Genomic DNA, 19,959 nt, shown 5'->3' with positions numbered 1-19,959 from the left:
GTAAGGTGCGCATCTTTCCTACGGAGCACAGCATGAGCACGGCCCAACACAACGCGCTGCACGGCAAGACCCTCGAACAGATCCTCACCGAACTGGTGGCGCACTACCAATGGCAGGGGCTGGCCGAGCGCGTCGATGTGCGCTGCTTCAAGAGCAACCCGACCATCAAGTCGAGCCTGACCTTCCTGCGCAAGACACCGTGGGCGCGGGAAAAGGTCGAGCAGCTGTACGTGAAGCTGCAGCGCCAGGCCTGACATGCCGCGGCGCCCGTGGCTGACCGGCATGGCTGTACTGGGCTGGTTCGGCCTGACCGTTCAGGTGTACCTGGTGCTGCTGGCGCGTTGGCACGATCAGGCCAGCCTGATCGGCGGTCTCATCAACGTCTTCGGCTATTTCACCGTGTTGACCAATACCCTGGTGGCAACGGTGCTCAGTTATGCGGCGTTTGGCCGGGAAGGGCGGGGCAAACGCTTTTTCCTGTCACCTTCGGTGAGTACGGCAGTGGCTGCCAGCATCGTGCTGGTGGCGCTGGCCTACAGCCTGTTGCTGCGCCATTTGTGGCAGCCGCAGGGCTGGCAATGGCTGGCGGACGAGCTGTTGCACGACGTGATGCCCGCACTGTATGCGCTGTATTGGTGGTGCGAAGTGCCCAAGGGCACCCTGCGGCTGCGGCATTTGGCGGTTTGGGCGTTGTACCCGGCTGTGTATTTTGCCTATGCGCTGTGGCGGGGGAGCGATATTGGCGTGTATGCCTACCCGTTCATCGATGTGGCGAGCCTGGGGATTGGGCAGGTGATGCTCAATGCGCTGGGGGTGCTGGCAGGGTTCTGGGGGATCGGGCTGGTGTTGTTGGCGGTGGACAGGTATATGGCACAACATTTTCAGCGTCTGTGAGATCGAGCGCCGCCCGCGCGGCGCTTGATCTCACAGACGCTGCATATCCTGTGGCGAGCACCTGTCAGCCCTGATGCAATCCCTGCTGCAACTGGCCTGCCGACGACAAAGCCAGTCCTGGGACTACCAGTCACTCGTCCTCCGCAGTCCCGTCAGCACGCCAGTATGCCGCAGCCTTCAGCGCATCCTCAGCCACGCCTTTCTCCAGCAGCACTGCCTTGGCCTGGCGGGTCAGGGCTTTTTCCAGCGCCACCCAGCCATACAGCCGGCCTTGCGGCAAGCTCAGGTTCTTCACCAGCGTCAGCAGGTCCTCTTGCCTACGGCGCACCCAGATCACTTCCACCTGGGCCTTGCTCGGCAGCGGCTGGCGCTCTTGCTCGTCTTCGATCTGGATAACCGCCAGAACCTGGCGGCCTGCGGGCAACTCCTCCAGCCGCCGGCCAATCGCCGGAATGGCAGTTTCGTCCCCGATCAGCAGATAGCTGTCGAAAATGTCCGGCACCACCAGCGAAGCCCGAGGCCCGGCGATGTTCAGGGTGTGCCCAGGCGCGGCCTGAGCGGCCCAGGTTGAGGCAGGGCCATCGCCGTGCAGCACGAAGTCGATGTCCAGTTCATTGGCCACCAGGTCGATGCGCCGTGGTGTGTATTCGCGCATGGTCGGGCGCGGGCCGCCGTCGGGGCGCAGGTTGCGCGCGTCGATGGCCTGCTGTTGCTCCGGTGTTTCGGCGAACAGCAGCTTGATATGGTCGTCGCTGCCCACGCTGGTGAAGCCTTCGAGTTCGGAACCACCCAAGGTGATGCGGCGCATGCGTGGGGTCAGTTCGGTCACCCGCAGCACCTGCAGGCGGCGCTGGCGAATTTCGTGGTTGACGCGGTGAATGGTGTCACTCATGGGGAGTCTCCTTGACGCGTTCGGCCGGCCCGGTGGCGATGGCCTTGGCGGTATGGTTGAGCAGATCGCGGACCCGCTCGATTTCTTCGGCGGTCCAGCGGCCGCTGTGCATGTGCAGTGCGTGGCGCAGGTTGCCGACCGCTTCATGGATTTCTGGTGGGCGATCGTGGCCGCGCAGGGCGCGCTTGCTGACTTCGATGCGCATGCGCACGCCGTCAAGGGCCACGGCCTGCTCAGCCAGGGCGCTGCGGCCGGCATCGGTGATGGCATAAAGGCGCTTGCTGCCTTGCACCTGGCCGCTGATCAGCTCGGCTTCCTCAAGAAAGTTCAGCGTGGGGTAGATCACCCCCGGGCTTGGGCTGTAGCTGCCATCGAACAGATTTTCGATCTGCCGGATCAGGTCGTAGCCGTGCCCGGGTTGCTCGGCGAGCAGGTCCAGCATCAGCAGCTTGAGATCACCGGGGGCGAAGACGCGGGGGCCACGCTCGCCGCGGCCTGGGCGCCGCTCGAACGGATCGTGGGGGGTGTGTTCACGCATGGGCATTGAGCTCCGTCGTTTGCGATATATCTTAAGATATTACTCAAGATATATCTAAAGACAAGCCCTTTGTTGCGGATGATTATCATCTAGTTGGTCGATAGGTTTCCTGAAGGTGCCGGGGTATGAACGGCCACCTGTGGCGGTTTGCACTCATTCGGATTGCCCGGCTGCAGGTAAGGCATCAGGATCGGCGCCATGCCCTTGAGCACCTGAACTGGCAGCGCCGAGGTAAATTTGAAGGCTTCTGCCGAGCGCCCAGGGACGAAGGCGGTCAAGGTGCCAAAGTGGTTGTCGCCCAGGAAGAACACGAACGTGGCGGTTCGGTTCAGCGAGCGGGAGCCGATCAGCCGCCCGCCGGCGCCAAAGCTTTCGATGCGGTTATCACCCGTGCCGGTCTTGCCACCCATTACCAGTGGCGTGCCGTCCTGCAGCTTGAAGCTGCCGGAAATCCGCCGCGCCGTGCCTGCATCCACCACCTGCGACATGGCGCCTTTCAGGGCTCGCGCCACCTCCACTGGCAAAATCCGCACGCCGCGGTCCGGGTCGGTGAGCAGCTTGGTTTCGTAAGGGGTGTTGGCCGCAAAGTGCAGGGTGTCGATGCGCAGCGTCGGCAGGCGAATGCCATCGTTCTGGATGATGCCGACCAGCTCGGAAAGGGCGGCAGGGCGGTCGCCCGAGCTGCCGATGGCGGTGGCCAGCGACGGCACCAGATGGTCGAACGGATAGCCCACGCGCTTCCAGCGCTGGTGGATGTCGAGGAACGCTTCGATCTCGACCATGGTGCGGATGCGGCTGTCGCGGGCGCCCTGATGGCGGCTTTTGAACAGCCAGCCGTACACCTCCTGGCGCTCGAAGCGGCTGGCATTGACCATCTCGGTCAAGGTCGAGCTCGGGTTCTTCAGCAGGTAACCCAGCAGCCACAAATCCAGTGGATGGACCTTGGCGATATAGCCCTGGTCGGGTAGGTCGTACTTGCCCGGGCCGTAAGCGGCGTACATCTCGGACAGGCGCCCGTCGGTGAGTTTGCCGAGGGTGATCTTGTCCCCCTTGAGGTGGGCCCGGACAAAGGCGTTGAAGGTTTCCTGGCCGGCTTCGGGAAACAGGTAACGGTGCACCGCGGCCAGCCGTTGCGGGGTGACACGCATGCTGTCGAGGAACGTGTCCAGGCGCTGCTGCGAGGTTTTGCGCTGGTATTTTTTCCAGAAGCGCATCAGGTAGTTGGTGCCCTCCTTGTCGGCGAAGCGGGCCAGGTATTCCTGGCGGCGCGGGTCGGCGTCGTCCTTCAGCAGCGGTACCCGGTTGAACGGCTGCTGGTACGTCACGTAGCGCACCAGGTCGCGCATCAAGCGGATGAACGGCAGGTTGATCGACTCGCGCAGGGCGTCCTTGAGAGTCGGGTTGCGGTTGTTGTCTTCCTTGCGGAAGTTGTTGAACACATGCATGCCGCCGCCGGTGAAAAAGGCTTCGCCGGTGTTGGCCGAGTACTTGCGCTCCAGCGCTGCGTCGAGCATGGCATCAAGGCTCTGGTTCTTGCTGTTCTGCGCCAGCCATTCCAGCGACCACTGGGTGATGCGGTCGAGTTCGGCGACCTCGACTTTCTTCAATTCGGCGGGGGGCTTGCCGGCGTACTTGTCATGCAGTTCGGCAATGATTTCCAGGTAGGTAGTGAGTACTCGCAGCTTGGCAGTGGAACCCAGCTCCAGCTTGCTGCCCTCGTTGATGTCGAAGGGCTGGTTGGTGCTGTCGGTCTGCACCCGCACCCGCGAGCCATCGGCGGTGCGCTCGAACAAGGTGAAGCTGTAGCTGACCTGGTCGGTGGTCTTGGTGGTGAGCAGGCGTTCGCCGATCAGGCCCATTTGTGCGGCGAATGCGGGGTCGGCGAGGTTTTTCAGGTACTGGCTGACCTGCAACTGCAGGTCGGCCTGCAAGGTGCTGGTGGCTGACAGGTCGAGCCGGTCGAGGTCGTACAGTGGGCGGTTGAGCATGGCTGCCAAGCGGTTGCGCGCCAGGCTGATGCCCTTGTTGGTGACGATTGGGACGATGGTCGGTTGCGCGACCCAGTCACGATAAACCGCCTTGCTGGCCAGCGCGGCGTCGGCCAGCGGCTGTTCAATGACGTTGTTGGCGGCGAGCACGCGGATGTGTGAGTCGGTGAGCTCGGCCAGCTCGATCCGGCCTTTGGACAAGTAGTGCGAGGGCCGGCGCTGGGCAATCATCAGCGACAGCACCTGGCGCAGGGCCAGGCCGCGTGTGGCCAGGCTCTCGGCGTCGCTGGCGGTGGACGTCAGGGCCTGGTTGACCTGGTCGAAGTCGGCGCCGTACCACACCCGCAGCCCTTCGGCCATGCCATGCACCTCGCCATGCCCAGGCACTGCCGACAGCGGCACGCTGTTGAGGTAGTCGCGCACGATACGCTGGCGTGCCTCGGTGGTATCGGGGCCGCCCTGGTAGGCGCGAACGCTGGCAGAAACCATCTGGCGGATCTTCTCGGCGCCTGACACGGTCAGGCCGTCTGGCGAGTGGCGGTATTTCTCCAGCTGGGTGGCCAAGGTGCTACCGCCGGCCGACTGCCCCGGCAGGGCCAGGTATTTGGCGATCTGGCTGTAGGCGGCCTTGGCGAAGCGCGGCCAGTCCACGGCGGGGTTGTTGCGTGGGTCCTTGGCGTCGAGCAGGTCGCGGTTTTCGATGAACAGCAGGCTGTTGACCATCACCGGCGGGATCGCCGCAAAGTCCGGGTACAGGTGCTGCGGATAGTTGTACTGGTACAGCGTGTCGCCGCGGCAGTCGGTGATCGACAGGCCCGCCTGGATTTTCTCGATATACGGGGCGAACAGCCCATGATCGACGTAGTTCATCAACGCTGGCGAAAACCTCACCTGCTCGCTGATCAGGTAGTCGCGCTTGAGCAGGCGTGGCAGGAACTCGCCCAGCGCGCTGTAGCCCAGGCGTTTGTCGAACGGCCCTTCACCGGGGTAGACGATGGCATCGCTGGGGCCGGGCTGCAGTGAATAGGTGAGGGTGCCCGCCAGTTTGCTGAATTCCCGCGATTGCAGTTCGGACGTGCGAAATTCGTCATACGCGGCAAAGCCGATGGCCACCAGCGCCACCAGCAGGATCAGGATGATCAGCCGCCACCATAGCCGACGCTGACGGGGTGACTGGGGTTGTGGCGTCTCGGCCGGAGGTATCTGGGGTGCTTCCGTTCTGCTTGGTTCCGATTGCCACAGTGCGCCCATAGTCTTCAATCCGGCCAGGTGTTTTCGTCTTGCTTGTCTGAAGCTTAGACGTTGAGCGCATCAGGTGAAAAATTTGTAGGACGCGACGGAAAGTGGCGTAAGGCTATGCGGCTTTGGTGTGGGTTTCCTCGTTCGCCGATATTGCTATGGTGCCCGAGTTTTGCGGCCGCTGCGCCCCGCTCGCAAGCAAGCCAGCTGCCAAAACCCCAGAGAACTCGCTGATTTTTCCTGTATATACAGCGAAAAACCCTGCACCGAGCTTCCTATACTGCTCGCCCCCTTCGCCCCGCCGGGTGCTCTACACCGGCATACGGGCCGGCCCACGAGGCCAGCCTGGCAAGCCACCGCCACGCCTATCGGCATGGTCAGTGCTGCACGAAGGTCAAATCCAATAACAAAATGAGGTTGTATTGCTATGCCAGTCGGCAACCACCCTGCCCACGGCCAAGCCACTGAAGGCGGCCCGCTCAAGCGTGAACTGGGCGAACGGCACATCCGCCTGATGGCGCTGGGCGCCTGTATCGGTGTCGGTCTTTTCCTGGGTTCGGCCAAGGCCATCGAAATGGCCGGCCCTGCCATCATGCTGTCCTACATCATCGGCGGCCTGGCCATCCTGGTGATCATGCGCGCCCTGGGCGAAATGGCCGTGCACAACCCGGTCGCCGGGTCTTTCAGCCGCTATGCCCAGGACTACCTCGGCCCGCTGGCGGGCTTTCTTACCGGCTGGAACTACTGGTTCCTGTGGCTGGTAACCTGCGTGGCCGAAATCACTGCGGTGGCCATCTACATGGGCATCTGGTTCCCCGATGTACCACGCTGGATCTGGGCCCTGGCGGCCCTGGGCAGCATGGGCGCGGTCAACCTGGTGGCGGTGAAGGCCTTCGGCGAGTTCGAGTTCTGGTTCGCCCTGATCAAGATCGTCACCATCATCGCCATGGTCCTTGGGGGCATTGGCGTGATTGCCTTCGGCTTCGGTAACGACGGTGTGGCACTCGGTATTTCCAACCTGTGGAGCAATGGCGGCTTCATGCCCAACGGCATGACTGGTGTGCTGATGTCGCTGCAGATGGTCATGTTCGCCTACCTGGGCGTGGAAATGATCGGCCTGACCGCCGGCGAAGCGCGCAACCCGCAGAAGACCATTCCACAGGCCATCGGCTCGGTGTTCTGGCGCATCCTGCTGTTCTACGTTGGTGCGCTGTTCGTGATCCTGTCGATCTACCCGTGGAACGAAATCGGCAGCCAGGGCAGCCCGTTCGTCATGACCTTCGAGCGCCTGGGCATCAAGACTGCGGCGGGCATCATCAACTTCGTGGTCATCACTGCGGCGCTGTCGTCGTGCAACGGCGGTATCTTCAGCACCGGGCGCATGCTCTACAGCCTGGCGCAGAATGGCCAGGCCCCGGCGGCGTTCGCCCGTACCTCGAAAAACGGCGTACCGCGCAATGCGCTGCTGCTGTCGATCGGCGCGCTGCTGCTGGGTGTGCTGGCCAACTACCTGGTACCGGAAAAGGTCTTCGTCTGGGTGACTTCGATCGCCACCTTCGGTGCAATCTGGACCTGGGTGATGATTCTGCTGGCGCAGCTCAAGTTCCGCGCTGGCCTGAGCACCGCCGAGCGCAAGGCACTCAAGTACCGCATGTGGCTGTGGCCGCTGAGCTCCTACCTGGCGCTGGCCTTCCTGGTGCTGGTGGTTGGCCTGATGGCGTACTTCGAGGATACCCGCGTGGCCCTGTACATTGGCCCGGCGTTCCTGGTGTTGCTGACGGTGCTGTACTACACGTTCCGCCTGGCACCGAAAGAGGTGCAGGGTGTGGCCAGTACCGCTTCCTGATCTGAGATAGCCGGGGCCGCTTTGCGGCCCATCGCCGGCAAGCCAGCTCCCACAGTTACAGCATATCGCTCCAGGGCAAAGCGGTCAGTGTGGGAGCTGGCTTGCCGGCGATGGGCTGCAAAGCAGCCCCAGGTGCCTGTCAGGCCGCCACCTCACTGTGCGGCTCAAAGCTGTCCGCCCGCGCCAGTTGCCACATGCGCGAATAGAACTGGCCATTCACCTCGCCAGTCAGCAACTCCCCCGGCTTCAGGAACACATGCATCTGCGAGAACAGCTTGATCTCGGTGGCCGATACCCGCCGTACCAGGTGCTTGGCTTCCAGCTGCTCGGGATGGTTCAATCCCGCCGCAGCCAGCATTTCGGCCAATGCACGCAAGGTGTTGTGATGGAAGTTCAACACCCGCTGGGCCTTGTCCGGCACCACCAGGGCGCGCTGGCGCAACGGGTCTTGCGTGGCCACGCCGGTCGGGCATTTGTTGGTATGGCAGCTTTGCGACTGGATGCAGCCAATGGCAAACATGAAACCGCGCGCCGAGTTGGCCCAGTCGGCGCCAATGGCCAGCACGCTGGCAATGTCAAAAGCACTGACGATCTTGCCGCTGGCCCCTAGCTTGATCTTGTCGCGCAGGTTCAGGCCGACCAGGGTGTTGTGCACGAACAGCAAGCCTTCGCGCAACGGCACGCCGATATGGTCGGTGAATTCCACGGGCGCCGCACCCGTGCCCCCTTCCTTGCCATCGACCACGATGAAGTCGGGCAGGATGCCGGTTTCCAGCATGGCCTTGGCGATGCCCATGAACTCCCACGGGTGGCCCAGGCAGAACTTGAACCCCACCGGTTTGCCCCCCGACAGTTCACGCAGCTGGGCGATGAACTGCATCATTTCGGTGGGGGTGGAGAAGGCGCTGTGGCGCGACGGCGAGATGCAGTCTTCGCCCATCAATATGCCGCGGGTCTCGGCGATTTCCTGGGTGACCTTGTGCTTGGGCAGGATGCCGCCATGGCCGGGCTTGGCGCCTTGGCTCATCTTTATCTCGATCATCCGCACCTGCGGGCTGCGTGCTTGCGTGGCGAAGCGCTCAGGGTCGAAACGGCCATCCGGGGTGCGGCAACCGAAGTAGCCGCTGCCCAGTTCCCACACCAGGTCGCCACCGTGCTCGCGGTGATAGGGGCTGATGCTGCCTTCGCCGGTGTCATGGTGGAAATTGCCCAGCTTGGCGCCCTGGTTGAGGGCGCGGATGGCATTGGCGCTGAGTGAGCCGAAGCTCATGGCCGAGATGTTGAAGATCGACGCCGAGTACGGCTGGCTGCACTGTGGTCCGCCGACGATGGTGCGGAAGCTGGACGGGTCGGCCAGCGGTGCCGGGCGCATGGAGTGGCCGATGAACTCGAAGCCGGACTCGTACACGTCGATCAAGGTGCCGAAGGGTTTGTCCGAAGCCTCGTTCTTGGCCCGGGCGTACACCAGCGAGCGCTGGGCGCGGGAAAATGGCAGGGCGTCGCTGTCGGACTCCAGCAGGTACTGGCGAATTTCCGGGCGTATGGCCTCGACCAGGTAGCGGATGTTGCCCAGGATCGGGTAGTTGCGGCGCACGGCATGGCGTTGCTGCAGCAGGTCGAACAGGCCGATCAGGCTGAGGATGCCGGTGGTCAGCGTGAACGGCCACAGCCATTCGTGGTGGGTGAAGGGCAGGCTCGCCAGGGTGAACAGTACACAGGCGGCGAAGAAGGCGTAGCGGCTGAGAAGTGACAGGCTCATACAGGGTCCTTGCGATGGCGCGGTCAGGCTCAGGGCCTGGGGCAAACCCCGACCATAGCCAAGTTGCCGGGCTGTGCAAATTAAAATCGGGGTAGCGAAAATCATTCTCGCCAAGCCATTGCTGCATCAACGGCCTTGGCGCCCGCGAGCCCGCTAGCATTTGCCCCGCCGCAGCAAATACCGCTCAAATCGTGTTGCGCAACAGCATCTGTCGCCAGCCCTCCTGCTCCTGTACCGGCGCCTCGACCATGAATGTGTAGCGCCCGGCCACCCGCATCGCCACCGGCACCCCATCCCGATACAACAAGCGGTTGCCGCTCACCGCAGGTACCTTCGCCCCCGGCAGCAATGACCCGATCAGGTTCAGCGGGTCAGCGGCACTTACCACCAGCAGCGCGCCGTCGGGCTCGCGTCGGCGCACCTGCCGCAGCAACCCCACTGCTTCCGGCAAGGCGAACTGTTCGCCGGCCAGCCCGGCAATGAAGCGCCCGCCACGAATCTCGCCACGGGCTTCCAGCCGGTGATAGCAGCGCAACAGTTCACGCCAGGGCGGCAGCACGTCGCTCTCGCGCTCCAGCAGCCGCCAGCAGATCACCCCATAGCGGCGCAGCAGGCTGCGGGCAATATGCTCCAGGCGCTGTTCGTGGTCAGGAGGCGTATCGCTGCGGCGCAGCAGGGCCCAGCGCCCGGCATGCGCCATGCTGCTGGACAGCGGCGGGTGGCCGCGGCGGCTGTTGCGTGCAGTGCGCTTGGCCGCAGGCGTGATCAGGCTGCGCAAGCCGGTGAAGCTGTCAGCACCGACCAGCCCCGAGCCCACCAGCTCCTGCAGCGCATTTTCCAGTTCGCTGGGTAGCAGATGTGCCTCATGCGCCAGCTCATCGAAGAACAGCGCCCCGTGGGTTTTCAGGGCTTCATGAACCCGCTGCGCGCGCAGGCCGAGGGTATCGACGGCGGGGGCGGGCGCCAGGCTGCGCCAGCTGTTCAATGGGTCGCGCGGTAGCAGCACCAGTGGTGTGCTGAACAGCGTGCTGCTTGCCACCGTAGCCGCCAGCCGGCTCCAGGCAAACTGCCCGCTGCGGCAGGCTTCGTCGAGCCAGTGCGGGCTGTAGTCCTTGATACGCGCCGGCAGCAGCGCTGCTTCCCAGGCGCCGGCGGCACTCGGAAACCCCTGCAACTGCCCGAGCACCTCGGCCACCGCCTGCGGTCCGCGCAGGCGTTCGTCCGGGGCCAGGTGTTGCCAATCGAACAGAAACCGCATGAAGTCCTGCAGGCTGACCGGTTCGATCTCCCGGCGCAGGCGCTTGACCGTGTAGCGGTGTATGCGCGCCAACAGGTGGCGCTCGCACCATTGCAGGTCGGTCGCAGCGGGGCTGAAGTGCCCGCGCAGCACATAGCCTTCGGCTTCCAGGCGGGCCAGGGCCTGTTCGATGGCCTGCAGCGGTTGGCCAAGCGGTGCTGCGATCCGGGGCGCGGTTTGTGGACCATGACCGCTCAGGCGGGCCCGCAACAGTTCGACCAGCGCACTGTCAGGCTCCACGGCCTGATCGAAGCCTGGCAGTACCGGTAGCGCAGGCTCCAGCCGAGCGCCCGGGTATAGCACGTTCATCAGGCTCAGCCGCTCACGCGCCACCCACAGGTTTTCATCCACCACGCGCAACGCCCGTCCAGCTTTGGCCAGCTGCCCGAGCAGCAGCGCCCAATCGGGGTTGGCCTGCACTTCGTCCTGGCTGATACAGCCAAGCCCCATCAGCGCCTCGTGCATTTCATCGGCGTTGCCGGGTTCTGGCCAGGCCTCGGCTTCGACGGCCGCGATGGCGTCTGCGTCCAGCGCACCCAGGTCGTCACCACTGCGCACCTCGCTCCAGCGCCGGTTCAGCACCGCCTGGGTGCGCCGCTCTTCCAGCGGTGCATCGTCGAGGAAGGCATACGGCCTGGCATTGAGAATGGCCGCAGCCAGCGGAGAGGGGGCGGGCAGGTCACGGCACAGCAGACGCACTGCGCCGCTTTCCATGCGCCGCAACAGCGCCAGCCAGCCTTCGCAGTCCATCGCCTCGTGCAGGCAGTCATCGAGGGTTTGTTCGACCAGCGGGTGATCGGGTACCTGCCGCTCGCCGACAATGTTCTCCAGGCAGGCGATCTGGTCGGGGAACACGGCGGCCACCAGGTCTTCGCTTTTCATCCGCTGGATCTGCGGTGCTACCTTGCGCCCGCCGACAAAGCGCGGCAGGGCCATCGCCACACTGGCGTTCCAGCGCCAGCGCACGCCGAACAACGGCGCCTCGAGCACTGCCTGAATCAGGATTGGCTCGGCGCTGCGGCTGTTCAGGTAGCGCCACACTTCATCGAGCTCGAAGCTATGGCTGGTCGACAGCGACAGTACGATGGCATCCTCGCTGGCGGCGGCCTGCAGCTCGAAGTTGAAGGTGCGGCAGAAGCGCTTGCGTAGCGCCAGGCCCCAGGCGCGGTTGATGCGGCTGCCGTACGGCGAGTGGATGATCAGCTGGGTGCCGCCGGATTCGTCGAAGAAGCGCTCCATCACCAGGGTCTCCTGCGAGGGCAGGGCGCCAAGCGCTTCGCGGGTGCGGGCCAGGTAGTCGAGCAACTGGCCGGCGCTGTCTTCACCCAGTTCGAATGCGCTCTGCAACCACGCCAGCACTCGGTCCAGGTTACCGTCAGCCAGTGCCAGTTGCTGGTCAACCTGCCCCTGCAAGCGGGCCACCGCAGCCGACAGCTCGTCACTGCGCCCCGGCGCTTCACCCAGCCAGAACGGGATGGTCGGCGGCAGGCCCTGGGCATCCTCCACCCGCACCCGGCCCGGTTCTACCCGCAGGATGCGATAGGAGGCATTGCCCAGCTGGAAGATATCGCCGGCAATGCTTTCCACGGCAAAGTCTTCATTGACGCTGCCGATGTTGAGCGACTGCGGTTCGAGCAGTACCGAGTAGTCGGCGTTGTCGGGGATGGTGCCGCCGCTGGTCAGCGCCGTCAGCTGGCTGCCGCGGCGGCCACGCAAGGTGCCACTCACGGCGTCGCGGTGCAGGTAGGCACTGCGCACGCCCTGGCGGCCGTTGTAACCCTCGGCGAGCATGCGCAGCAGCGCCTGGTAATGGGCGTGGTCGAGTGCGGCATAGGGCGCGGCCTGGCGCAGGCAGTCGAACAGCGCCTGCTCATGCCAGGCCTGGTTGCTGGCTTCGGCAACGATCTGCTGGGCCAGCACGTCCAGCGGCGCCCGGGGCATGTGCAGCTCGTCCAGTTCGCCGCGGCGTACGCAGTCCAGCAGCGCCACGCATTCGATCAGGTCGTCGCGCGAGGTGGGGAACAAGCGCCCCTTTGGCACGCCGTCCACCTGGTGGCTGGCGCGGCCGACACGTTGCAGGAACGCCGCGATCGAACCCGGCGAGGCGATTTGACACACCAGGTCGATATCACCGATGTCGATGCCCAGTTCCAGTGACGCGGTTGCCACCAGCATCTGCAGCTTGCCGTTTTTCAGGCGCTGTTCGGCATCCAGACGCAGCTCCTTGGACAGGCTGCCGTGATGCGCGGCAACGGCCTCTTTGCCCAGCCGGTCGCTGAGGTGGCGGGTGATGCGTTCCGCCAGGCGGCGGGTATTGACGAATACCAGGGTGGTGCGGTGTTCCCTGGCCAAGGCGGCCAACCGGTCGTACACCAGGCCCCAGACATCGGTGGCCATCACTGCACCCAGCGGCACGGGCGGGACCTCGATGGCCAGGTCACGCTGGCGCGCATGCCCCACATCGACGATGGCGCAAGGCCGAGCGCTGCCGACCAGAAACTGCGCCACCCGCTCGACCGGCCGTTGCGTGGCGGACAGGCCGATACGCCGCAGCGGGCGGTTGCTCAAGGCCTGCAGGCGCTCCAGGGTCAGGGCCAGGTGGCAGCCGCGCTTGTTGCCGGCCAAGGCGTGGATTTCGTCGACGATCACCGTGTGTACGTTGGCCAGGCCTTCGCGGCCAGACGCCGAGCCCATCAGTACGTAAAGCGATTCGGGGGTGGTCACCAGAATGTGCGGGGCCAGCTTGCGCATGGCAGCACGCTCCTTCTGCGGGGTATCGCCGGTGCGCACTGCCGTGGTGATGCGCGGCGCTTTCAGGCCCTCGTCTGCGAGTGCCTGGCTGATGCCTTCGAGCGGCGCCTGCAGGTTCAGGCGGATGTCGTTGGACAAGGCCTTGAGCGGCGAGACGTAGACCACCTGCGTTTGCGCGGGCAAGTCGCCGTGGCGCTCCAGACCTTGGCGAAACAGCTCGTCGAGCACCGCCAGGAATGCGCTGAGGGTCTTGCCCGAACCGGTTGGCGCGGCCAGCAGCAGTGACTGGCCGGCATGGATCAACGGCCAGGCCTGCGCTTGCGCATCGGTGACGGTGGCGAAATGGCCACGGAACCAGGTACGCACGGCGGGGTGGAACAGCTCGAGCACCGGGTGGTGTTTGGCGGGCAGGTTCATGTTCTGGTTATGGCGGGTGCGGGGCGGGTTGGCAAGGGGCCGTTCGTCTGGGAGGTCTGGTGAAAACTGATGCGGCCTTTTTGCGGGCTTGCCCGCAAAAGGCCGGGGACAGGAGGCCGTGGACTTGTCAGGCCAATGACCCCATGGGATCCTCCACGGCCATTGTCCTTGGTGAGCCCAGCCCATGCCCAACACCATCCGCATCGCCGCTGCCCTGCTGATCGACCCTCAGGGCCGCACCCTGCTGGTGCGCAAGCGTGGGACCCAGGCATTCATGCAGCCTGGCGGCAAGATCGATGCCGGCGAATCACCCGTTCAGGCACTGGTGCGCGAACTGCATGAGGAGCTGGGCCTGCAGATCGACCCGGACCAGGCCGTGCACCTGGGCCAGTTCAGCGCCCCGGCCGCCAACGAGCCAGGCTTCGAAGTACAGGCCGAACTGTTCCGGGTCGACAGCGCCGCAGCGGTGGTCCCGGCCGCCGAGATCGAAGAAGTGGTGTGGCTGGCCGGCGATCAGACGCCCGCGATGCCACTGGCGCCCCTGACCCGCGACCTGATCCTGCCGCTGTACCGCCAGGTGCTCAACGAACCGCGCTGACACCGTCCAGCGTGGCGAAAGAGGTGTCCTTGGCCGTCAGCAGGAAGTCGCGCATGTACGGCGCATCGAGCATGTCAGTGCGCACGGCGGCGTACAGCGTGGCAAACAGGCCCTTGTCGCCCAGGCGCTTGCCCTTCACATAACCGCGAGAGCTGTATTCATGCAGCGCCCAGTGCGGCATGCCACAGACGCCGCGGCCGCTGGCCACCAGCTGCATCATCATCACCGTCAGCTCGGAGGTGCGCACGGCTGCGGGCTCGATGTCTGCCGGCTCCAGGAAACGGGTGAAGATGTCCAGGCGGTCGCGCTCCACCGGGTAGGTGATCAGGGTCTGGTCGAGCAGGTCCTGCGGCACGATATACGGTTTGCTGGCCAACGGATGCTGGTTGGCCACGGCCAGCATCGCTTCATAGGTAAACAGCGGCACATAGGTGATGCTGGGCAGGTCCAGCGGGTCGGAGGTCACCACCAGGTCGAGGTCCCCGCGCGCCAGCGCCGGCAGCGGGGCAAAGGCGAAGCCGGAGGCCAGGTCCAGCTCCACTTCCGGCCATGCGTCGCGGAACTGGTCGATGGTCGGCATCAGCCACTGGAAGCAACTGTGGCATTCGATGGCCATGTGCAGGCGCCCGGCGGTACCTCCGGCAAGGCGCGCGATGTCGCGTTCGGCGCCGCGCAGCAGTGGCAGGGTGGCATCGGCCAGTTGCAGCAGGCGCAAACCGGCGCTGGTGAAGCGGATCGGTTTGCTCTTGCGCACGAACAACGGCAGGCCAAGTCGCTCTTCCAGTTCCTTGAACTGATGCGACAGCGCCGACTGAGTCAGGTGCAGGCGCTCGGCAGCCTCCACCAGGCTGTCGGCTTCGCGCAGGGCATGAAGGGTTTTCAGGTGACGGATCTCCAGCACTGCTGACTCCGGGGTGATGATATGAGAAAAGAGCAATAGAGTTGAGTTTCCCTCATGTTGCGGTCGCTGTCGACTGCACGTTCAGCCGCACCGCCTGGCGGGAGTCATCAAACTGTCACTGAACTGTGGCAGCGCGACCGAAAAGAATTCATCAGACTCGCGCTCTACTGGGTATCTGCATTCTGGTGTTTCTTCCATGCGGGCTTTTCTGCTTTTTGTTTTCTTCATATTCAGCGTACCTGCGAGTTTCGCCGATCAACGTTGTGACACCCACGTCCCGGTGCAGCGCGCCGAGCTGGGCGCGGTCAGCCTGGTGTACCAGAGCGTCGGCGCGCCGCGTGACCCGGTCCTGCTGTTGGTGATGGGCCTGGGTGGACAACTGATCCACTGGCCTGATGACGTGGTCGAGGCGTTGTGTCGCCAGGGTTTTCGGGTGATCCGCTATGACAACCGCGATGTCGGCCTGTCACGCTGGAACCAGCTGCCACCGTCAGCCAACCTCACGCTCGAACTGCTGCGTTACAAGGTGGGCCTGCCGGTGTCGGCACCCTACACGCTGACGGATATGGCAGATGACGGCTTGCGCCTGATGGATGCCTTGAGCGTGCGGCAGTTTCATGTGCTGGGTGTGAGCATGGGCGGCATGATCGCCCAGCACCTGGCGGCCATGGCCCCCGAACGCGTGCGCAGCCTGACGTTGGTCATGTCCAGTTCAGGGGCTGCCGGGTTGCCAGCGCCGGACCCGGCGCTGGTGCAGTTGCTGGCGCGGCGCAGTGCGCCGAACCGCGAAGTGGCCATCGAGCAGCAGGCCGACCTGCTCGCCGCCCTGGGCAGCCCCGAAGTACGTGACGACCGTGCGGTATTGCTGCAGCAGGCGGCTGTGGCTTACGACCGGGCCTTCAACCCGGACGGGGCCAAGCGCCAGATAATGGCGATACTGGCCGAGCCCAGCCGGGTGGAATTGCTGAACCAGCTTCGGGTGCCGACCCTGGTGGTGCATGGCACCGCCGACCCGTTGCTACCGGTGATGCATGGTGTGCACCTGGCAGCGCATATCCAGGGCAGCCAGCTGCGCTTGATACCCGGGCTGGCGCACCGGTTTCAAGAGCGCTTCAAGGCGCCGCTGCTGGGCGCGGTGTTGCCCTACCTGCAGGCGCATCGGCAGGATGTCACACATATCGCCGGGCTTTGAGGCAGGGACTGGCCCTCAGTGCATCCGCAGCCACAAGGTCACCAGCACGGTCGCGGCCATCAGCCAGGCCACCGTGGCCAGCGCCAGCGACGCCTCCAGGCGCAGGCGGTCGACCAGCACATACAGGGTCGCCAGGTACACGAAGTACGGAATGATCGACCACATGCCAAACAGGATGGTGGTCTTCAGGTCGGCAATGCTGCGCCCCTTGCCGACAATGTAGTGGGCAATCAGCGCAAAGGTGGGGAACAGCGGTACCAGCCCGGCGATGTAGTAGTTGCGCGTCTTCGACAGCATCGCCAGCAGCAGTACCACGCCAGCGCCAAGGGCAGCTTTGAATACCAGGTCCACATCGTCTTCCAGGTCAGGGTGCGGGGTCAGCCGAGGCCGTATTTTTTAACTTTGTCGAACAGCGTGGTCTTGGCCATGCCCAGCTCCTGGCTGGCCTGGCTGAGGTTGCCACCGGTGCGCTGCAGGGCATCACTCAGCAGGTTGCGCTCGAACGCTTCCACGGCCTCGGCAAAGCCCAGGCCCTGGCTGGCGGCCCCGCTGGGGCCTTTCTTGAATGCTGGCAGGCCGAGCGCATAGCGTTCGGCCACGTTGCGCAACTCGCGCACGTTGCCCGGCCAGTCGTGGGCCATCAGGCGTGACAGCGTCTGGCTGTCCAGCGTTGGCATCTCGCGGTCGAAGCGCAGGGCCGACTGCTGCAGGAAGTGTTCGAACAGCTGCAGGATATCTTCACGGCGCTCGCGCAGCGGGGGCAGCTCCAGGGTGACCACGTTCAGCCGGTAGTACAGGTCGCTGCGGAACTGGCCAGTCTGGCCCAGGGTGTCGAGGTCGGCCTTGGTCGCAGCGATCACCCGGCAGTCCACCGGGATGCTCTGGTTCGAGCCCAGCCGCTCCAGGGTGCGCTCTTGCAGCACGCGCAGCAGCTTGATCTGAAGGTTGATCGGCATGCTCTCCACTTCATCGAGGAACAGCGTGCCACCGTTGGCGTGTTCGATCTTGCCGATGCGGCGTTTACCGGCACCGGTGAACGCATTGGCCTCGTGGCCGAATATCTCGCTCTCGAACAGGTTTTCTGGCAGGCCGCCACAGTTCAGCGCCACGAACGGCTGCCCCTGGCGGCGGCTGAAGTCGTGCAGGCAGCGGGCGACCAGCTCCTTGCCGGTGCCGGTTTCGCCTTCGATCAGCACGTTGGCCGAGGTATCGGCAACGTTGACAATCAGTTCGCGCAAGTCCTGCATGGCCGATGAGCGGCCAATGATGCGCCCCTCCAGGCTGCTCTGTTCGGCCAGTTGCCGGCGCAAGGCCACCACTTCGCGGGACAGGCCACGGTGTTCCAGTGCGCGGCGCACCACGTCGACCAGGCGTTCCGGGGAAAACGGCTTTTCCATGAAGTCATAGGCGCCGTTGCGCATGGCGCCTACCGCCATGTCGATATCGCCGTGGCCGGTGATCAGCACCACCGGCAGGCTGCGGTCACGGGCCTTCAGGCGGTTAAGCAGCTCCAGGCCATCGATGCCTGGCAAGCGGATGTCGCTGACGACGATGCCGGCGAAATCCTCGCCGATGCGCTCCAGCGCCTGTTCGGCGCTGCCCACACCTTCGCAGGCGATGTCCTCCAGGGCCAGTGCCTGTTGGCAGCCGAGCAGCACATGCGGGTCGTCTTCGACGATCAGGACAGTAAGAGGCGCTTGGTTCATGGGTGCTCTGCCAATTCGCTAGGGGGGGAGACCAGCGGCAAGGCCAGGACAAAGGCCGTGCCGCCAGTGGCGGGGTGCTCGACGTTGAGGCTGCCCTTGGCGGCCGCCGCAAGGCTCGCCGACAGGGTCAGGCCCAGGCCCAGGCCATGCTCGCCCGGTTTGGTGGTGAAGAACGGTTCGAACAGGTGCTTGCGCGCTTCTGCGTCGATGCCGTGACCATTGTCGCGCACTTGCAAACGGTACTTGTCGCCCTGCAGTTCGCCTTCCAGCCACAGCTCGGGCGACGGCTGCGCGGCCATGGCATCCAGGGCGTTGCCGATCAGGTTGACCAGGATCTGCTCCAGGCGGGTCTGGTCGATGGCCAGTTGTTGGTCCTCGAACTGGTGATGCAATTGCAGGTGGCAAGCGCTGATGCGGTTGGCCAGCACCTGCAAGGTGGCTTCCACCGCCTTGGCCAGCGAGGCCTGGCCGCTGTCGTCACCGCGCCGGGCAAACGAGCGCAGGCTGGCGGTGATGCGGCCCATGCGGTCGATCAGGTCATTCATGGTGCGCAGGTTGGTACTGGCAGTGTCCAGCGCCCCGCGTTCCAGGAAACGCACGGTGTTGCCGGACAAGGTGCGCAGCGCGGCCAGCGGCTGGTTCAGCTCGTGGGCGATGCTGGTGGACATCTGCCCGATGGCCGCCAGCTTGCCGGCCTGTACCAGCTCGTCCTGGGCGTGGCGCAGGGTCTGCTCGGCATGCCGGCGCTCGCGAATCTGGCCTTTCAGGCGTTCGTTGCTGGCGCGCAGGTCGGCGGTGCGTTCGGCGATTCGCCGCTCCAGCTGACTGTTGGCTTCTTCCAGCGCCTCGCGGGCGGCCAGGCGGGTGGCGATGACCTTGCGCCGCTCGTTCCAGGCAATGCCGAGGATGGCCAGCAAGGCGAAGGCCACGCCTACCAGGATGCCTTGCACCATGGATTCGCGGCGCAAGTCCTGCAGCGGGGTCAGGAGGGTGAAGTGCCAGGGGGTATCGGCCAGGCGGCGGGTCTGGGCCAGGTACGCCACTTCGTGGGGCTTGCTCTGGGCGGTTTCAGTGTTGGCCGGGAAGGTCAGCTTTTCGACGCCGTCGGCCAGGGTTTCCCGGGCCAAGGGTTGCAACTCGTTCAGCGGCCACCAGTAATACTGCAGGCTGCGCGCCAGGCGCTCCTTGATTTGCGGGGTCAGCGGACGCACCGACTTCAGGCGCCGGGCCGGGTCGCTGGAAAGGATGATGATGCCGTTCTCGTCGCTGACGAAGGCTTCCAGGCGGGCACGCTGCCAACGCTCCTCCAGGGTGTCCAGGCGCACCTTGATCACCGCCACGCCAATGATCTTGCCGTGTTCTTCCAGGCCGTGGGCCAGGTAGTAACCGGCTTCGCCCGTGGTGCTGCCGATGCCGTAGAAGCGCCCGGGCTCCCCACGCACGGCGGTCTGGAAGTAGGCGCGGAACGACAGGTCTTCACCCAGGAACGAGTCGGCATCGCGCCAGTTGCTGGTGGCCTGCACCCGTCCATTGGTATCGAGGACGAAGATGGCCCGGCTGCGGCTGCGCCGGTTCAGGCCTTCAAGGTATTCGTTGACTGCCTGTCGCGAGCCACCGTCAGGTTCGGTGAGCAAGTGCGAGACGCTGTCTTCGAGCTCCAGCAGGCTCGGCAGGTAGGTGTACTTGCTGATTTCGCTCTCTACCGTGCGCGCGTGCAGCTCCAGCTGGCGTTCGCCATTTTCGCTGAGGCTGCGGATGCCGTTGCTTTCGCTGATCAGATAGCCAGCCAGGCCCAGCCCGACCATCAGCAGGATGATCAGTGGCGGTATCAGCAATTGGCGTATCAGGCGGGAATTCACGGCAGGCTTGGCAGGGAGAAGAAGCGAAGGGTCGCATTTCATCACAGTGGCCTTGTCACGACCAGCGCCTGCTGCCCGAAAG

Annotated in this window: 14 protein-coding genes; 5 read left to right on the top strand and 9 right to left on the bottom strand. The window is 64.7% G+C overall.

Going from position 1 to position 19,959, the window contains the following annotated elements:
- Positions 1-32: 32 nt before the first annotated feature.
- Positions 33-254: a VF530 family protein gene (locus AC5O5R_RS21880; RefSeq protein ID WP_008093990.1), complete on the top strand. Its 222-nt coding sequence runs from the start codon at positions 33-35 to the stop codon at positions 252-254.
- A 1-nt stretch (position 255) separates the two neighbouring features.
- The gene (locus AC5O5R_RS21875; RefSeq protein WP_172230242.1) at positions 256-894 is read left to right on the top strand and encodes a Pr6Pr family membrane protein; all 639 of its coding nucleotides are present in this window, start codon (positions 256-258) and stop codon (positions 892-894) included.
- Between the two features lie 130 nt (positions 895-1,024).
- Here the strand turns inward: AC5O5R_RS21875 and AC5O5R_RS21870 are convergent, their stop codons facing one another.
- The 3 genes from AC5O5R_RS21870 to AC5O5R_RS21860 all read right to left on the bottom strand — a co-directional run bounded on the left by AC5O5R_RS21870 (position 1,025) and on the right by AC5O5R_RS21860 (position 5,563).
- Positions 1,025-1,786, bottom strand: coding sequence for a siderophore-interacting protein (locus AC5O5R_RS21870; RefSeq protein ID WP_172230245.1), 762 nt, complete (start codon positions 1,784-1,786; stop codon positions 1,025-1,027).
- Positions 1,779-2,324, bottom strand: a complete 546-nt coding sequence (locus AC5O5R_RS21865; RefSeq protein WP_172230248.1) for a PadR family transcriptional regulator — start codon at positions 2,322-2,324, stop codon at positions 1,779-1,781. The genes AC5O5R_RS21870 and AC5O5R_RS21865 overlap by 8 nt, the downstream gene beginning before the upstream one ends.
- An 89-nt stretch (positions 2,325-2,413) precedes the next feature.
- On the bottom strand, positions 2,414-5,563 hold the full coding sequence (locus tag AC5O5R_RS21860) for a transglycosylase domain-containing protein (protein WP_172230250.1): 3,150 nt from the start codon (positions 5,561-5,563) through the stop codon (positions 2,414-2,416).
- Between the two features lie 415 nt (positions 5,564-5,978).
- Here AC5O5R_RS21860 and AC5O5R_RS21855 point away from each other — a divergent pair, with 415 nt between their 5' ends.
- Complete coding sequence (locus tag AC5O5R_RS21855; RefSeq protein ID WP_172228354.1) at positions 5,979-7,397, top strand: amino acid permease; 1,419 nt, start codon at positions 5,979-5,981, stop codon at positions 7,395-7,397.
- 139 nt (positions 7,398-7,536) lie between these two features.
- On the opposite strand, the gene AC5O5R_RS21850 is transcribed toward AC5O5R_RS21855, so the two are convergent.
- Together AC5O5R_RS21850 and AC5O5R_RS21845 are read right to left on the bottom strand one after the other, a co-directional pair.
- Positions 7,537-9,156, bottom strand: coding sequence for an FMN-binding glutamate synthase family protein (locus AC5O5R_RS21850; RefSeq protein WP_172228352.1), 1,620 nt, complete (start codon positions 9,154-9,156; stop codon positions 7,537-7,539).
- A 184-nt stretch (positions 9,157-9,340) separates the two neighbouring features.
- Complete coding sequence (locus AC5O5R_RS21845) at positions 9,341-13,621, bottom strand: DEAD/DEAH box helicase (RefSeq protein WP_172228350.1); 4,281 nt, start codon at positions 13,619-13,621, stop codon at positions 9,341-9,343.
- A 184-nt stretch (positions 13,622-13,805) separates the two neighbouring features.
- Between AC5O5R_RS21845 and AC5O5R_RS21840 the strand changes: the two genes are divergently transcribed.
- The gene (locus tag AC5O5R_RS21840) at positions 13,806-14,219 is read left to right on the top strand and encodes an NUDIX hydrolase (protein WP_172228348.1); all 414 of its coding nucleotides are present in this window, start codon (positions 13,806-13,808) and stop codon (positions 14,217-14,219) included.
- On the opposite strand, the gene metR is transcribed toward AC5O5R_RS21840, so the two are convergent.
- The gene (gene metR / locus AC5O5R_RS21835; protein WP_172228346.1) at positions 14,203-15,120 is read right to left on the bottom strand and encodes a transcriptional regulator MetR; all 918 of its coding nucleotides are present in this window, start codon (positions 15,118-15,120) and stop codon (positions 14,203-14,205) included. The genes AC5O5R_RS21840 and metR overlap by 17 nt on opposite strands.
- A 196-nt stretch (positions 15,121-15,316) precedes the next feature.
- Here metR and AC5O5R_RS21830 point away from each other — a divergent pair, with 196 nt between their 5' ends.
- Positions 15,317-16,312, top strand: coding sequence for an alpha/beta fold hydrolase (locus tag AC5O5R_RS21830; RefSeq protein WP_172228344.1), 996 nt, complete (start codon positions 15,317-15,319; stop codon positions 16,310-16,312).
- Positions 16,313-16,327: 15 nt separating this feature from the next.
- Here AC5O5R_RS21830 and AC5O5R_RS21825 read toward each other — a convergent pair whose 3' ends face one another.
- Genes AC5O5R_RS21825 through aauS form a run of 3 tightly spaced genes read right to left on the bottom strand, consistent with a single transcriptional unit; the run spans position 16,328 to position 19,919 of the window.
- Complete coding sequence (locus AC5O5R_RS21825) at positions 16,328-16,663, bottom strand: GlpM family protein (protein WP_172225299.1); 336 nt, start codon at positions 16,661-16,663, stop codon at positions 16,328-16,330.
- A 26-nt stretch (positions 16,664-16,689) separates the two neighbouring features.
- The gene (gene aauR / locus AC5O5R_RS21820) at positions 16,690-18,018 is read right to left on the bottom strand and encodes a two-component response regulator AauR (protein ID WP_172225296.1); all 1,329 of its coding nucleotides are present in this window, start codon (positions 18,016-18,018) and stop codon (positions 16,690-16,692) included.
- Positions 18,015-19,919 carry a two-component sensor histidine kinase AauS gene (gene aauS, locus AC5O5R_RS21815; protein WP_172225293.1) on the bottom strand — a complete coding sequence of 635 codons (1,905 nt, stop codon included), beginning with the start codon at positions 19,917-19,919 and terminating at the stop codon, positions 18,015-18,017. The genes aauR and aauS overlap by 4 nt, the downstream gene beginning before the upstream one ends.
- Between the last annotated feature and the right edge of the window lie 40 nt (positions 19,920-19,959).

The sequence above is a fragment of the Pseudomonas sp. 8_5_2 genome, assembly GCF_059295255.1.
This window is presented reverse-complemented; position numbering and strand designations above follow the sequence as displayed.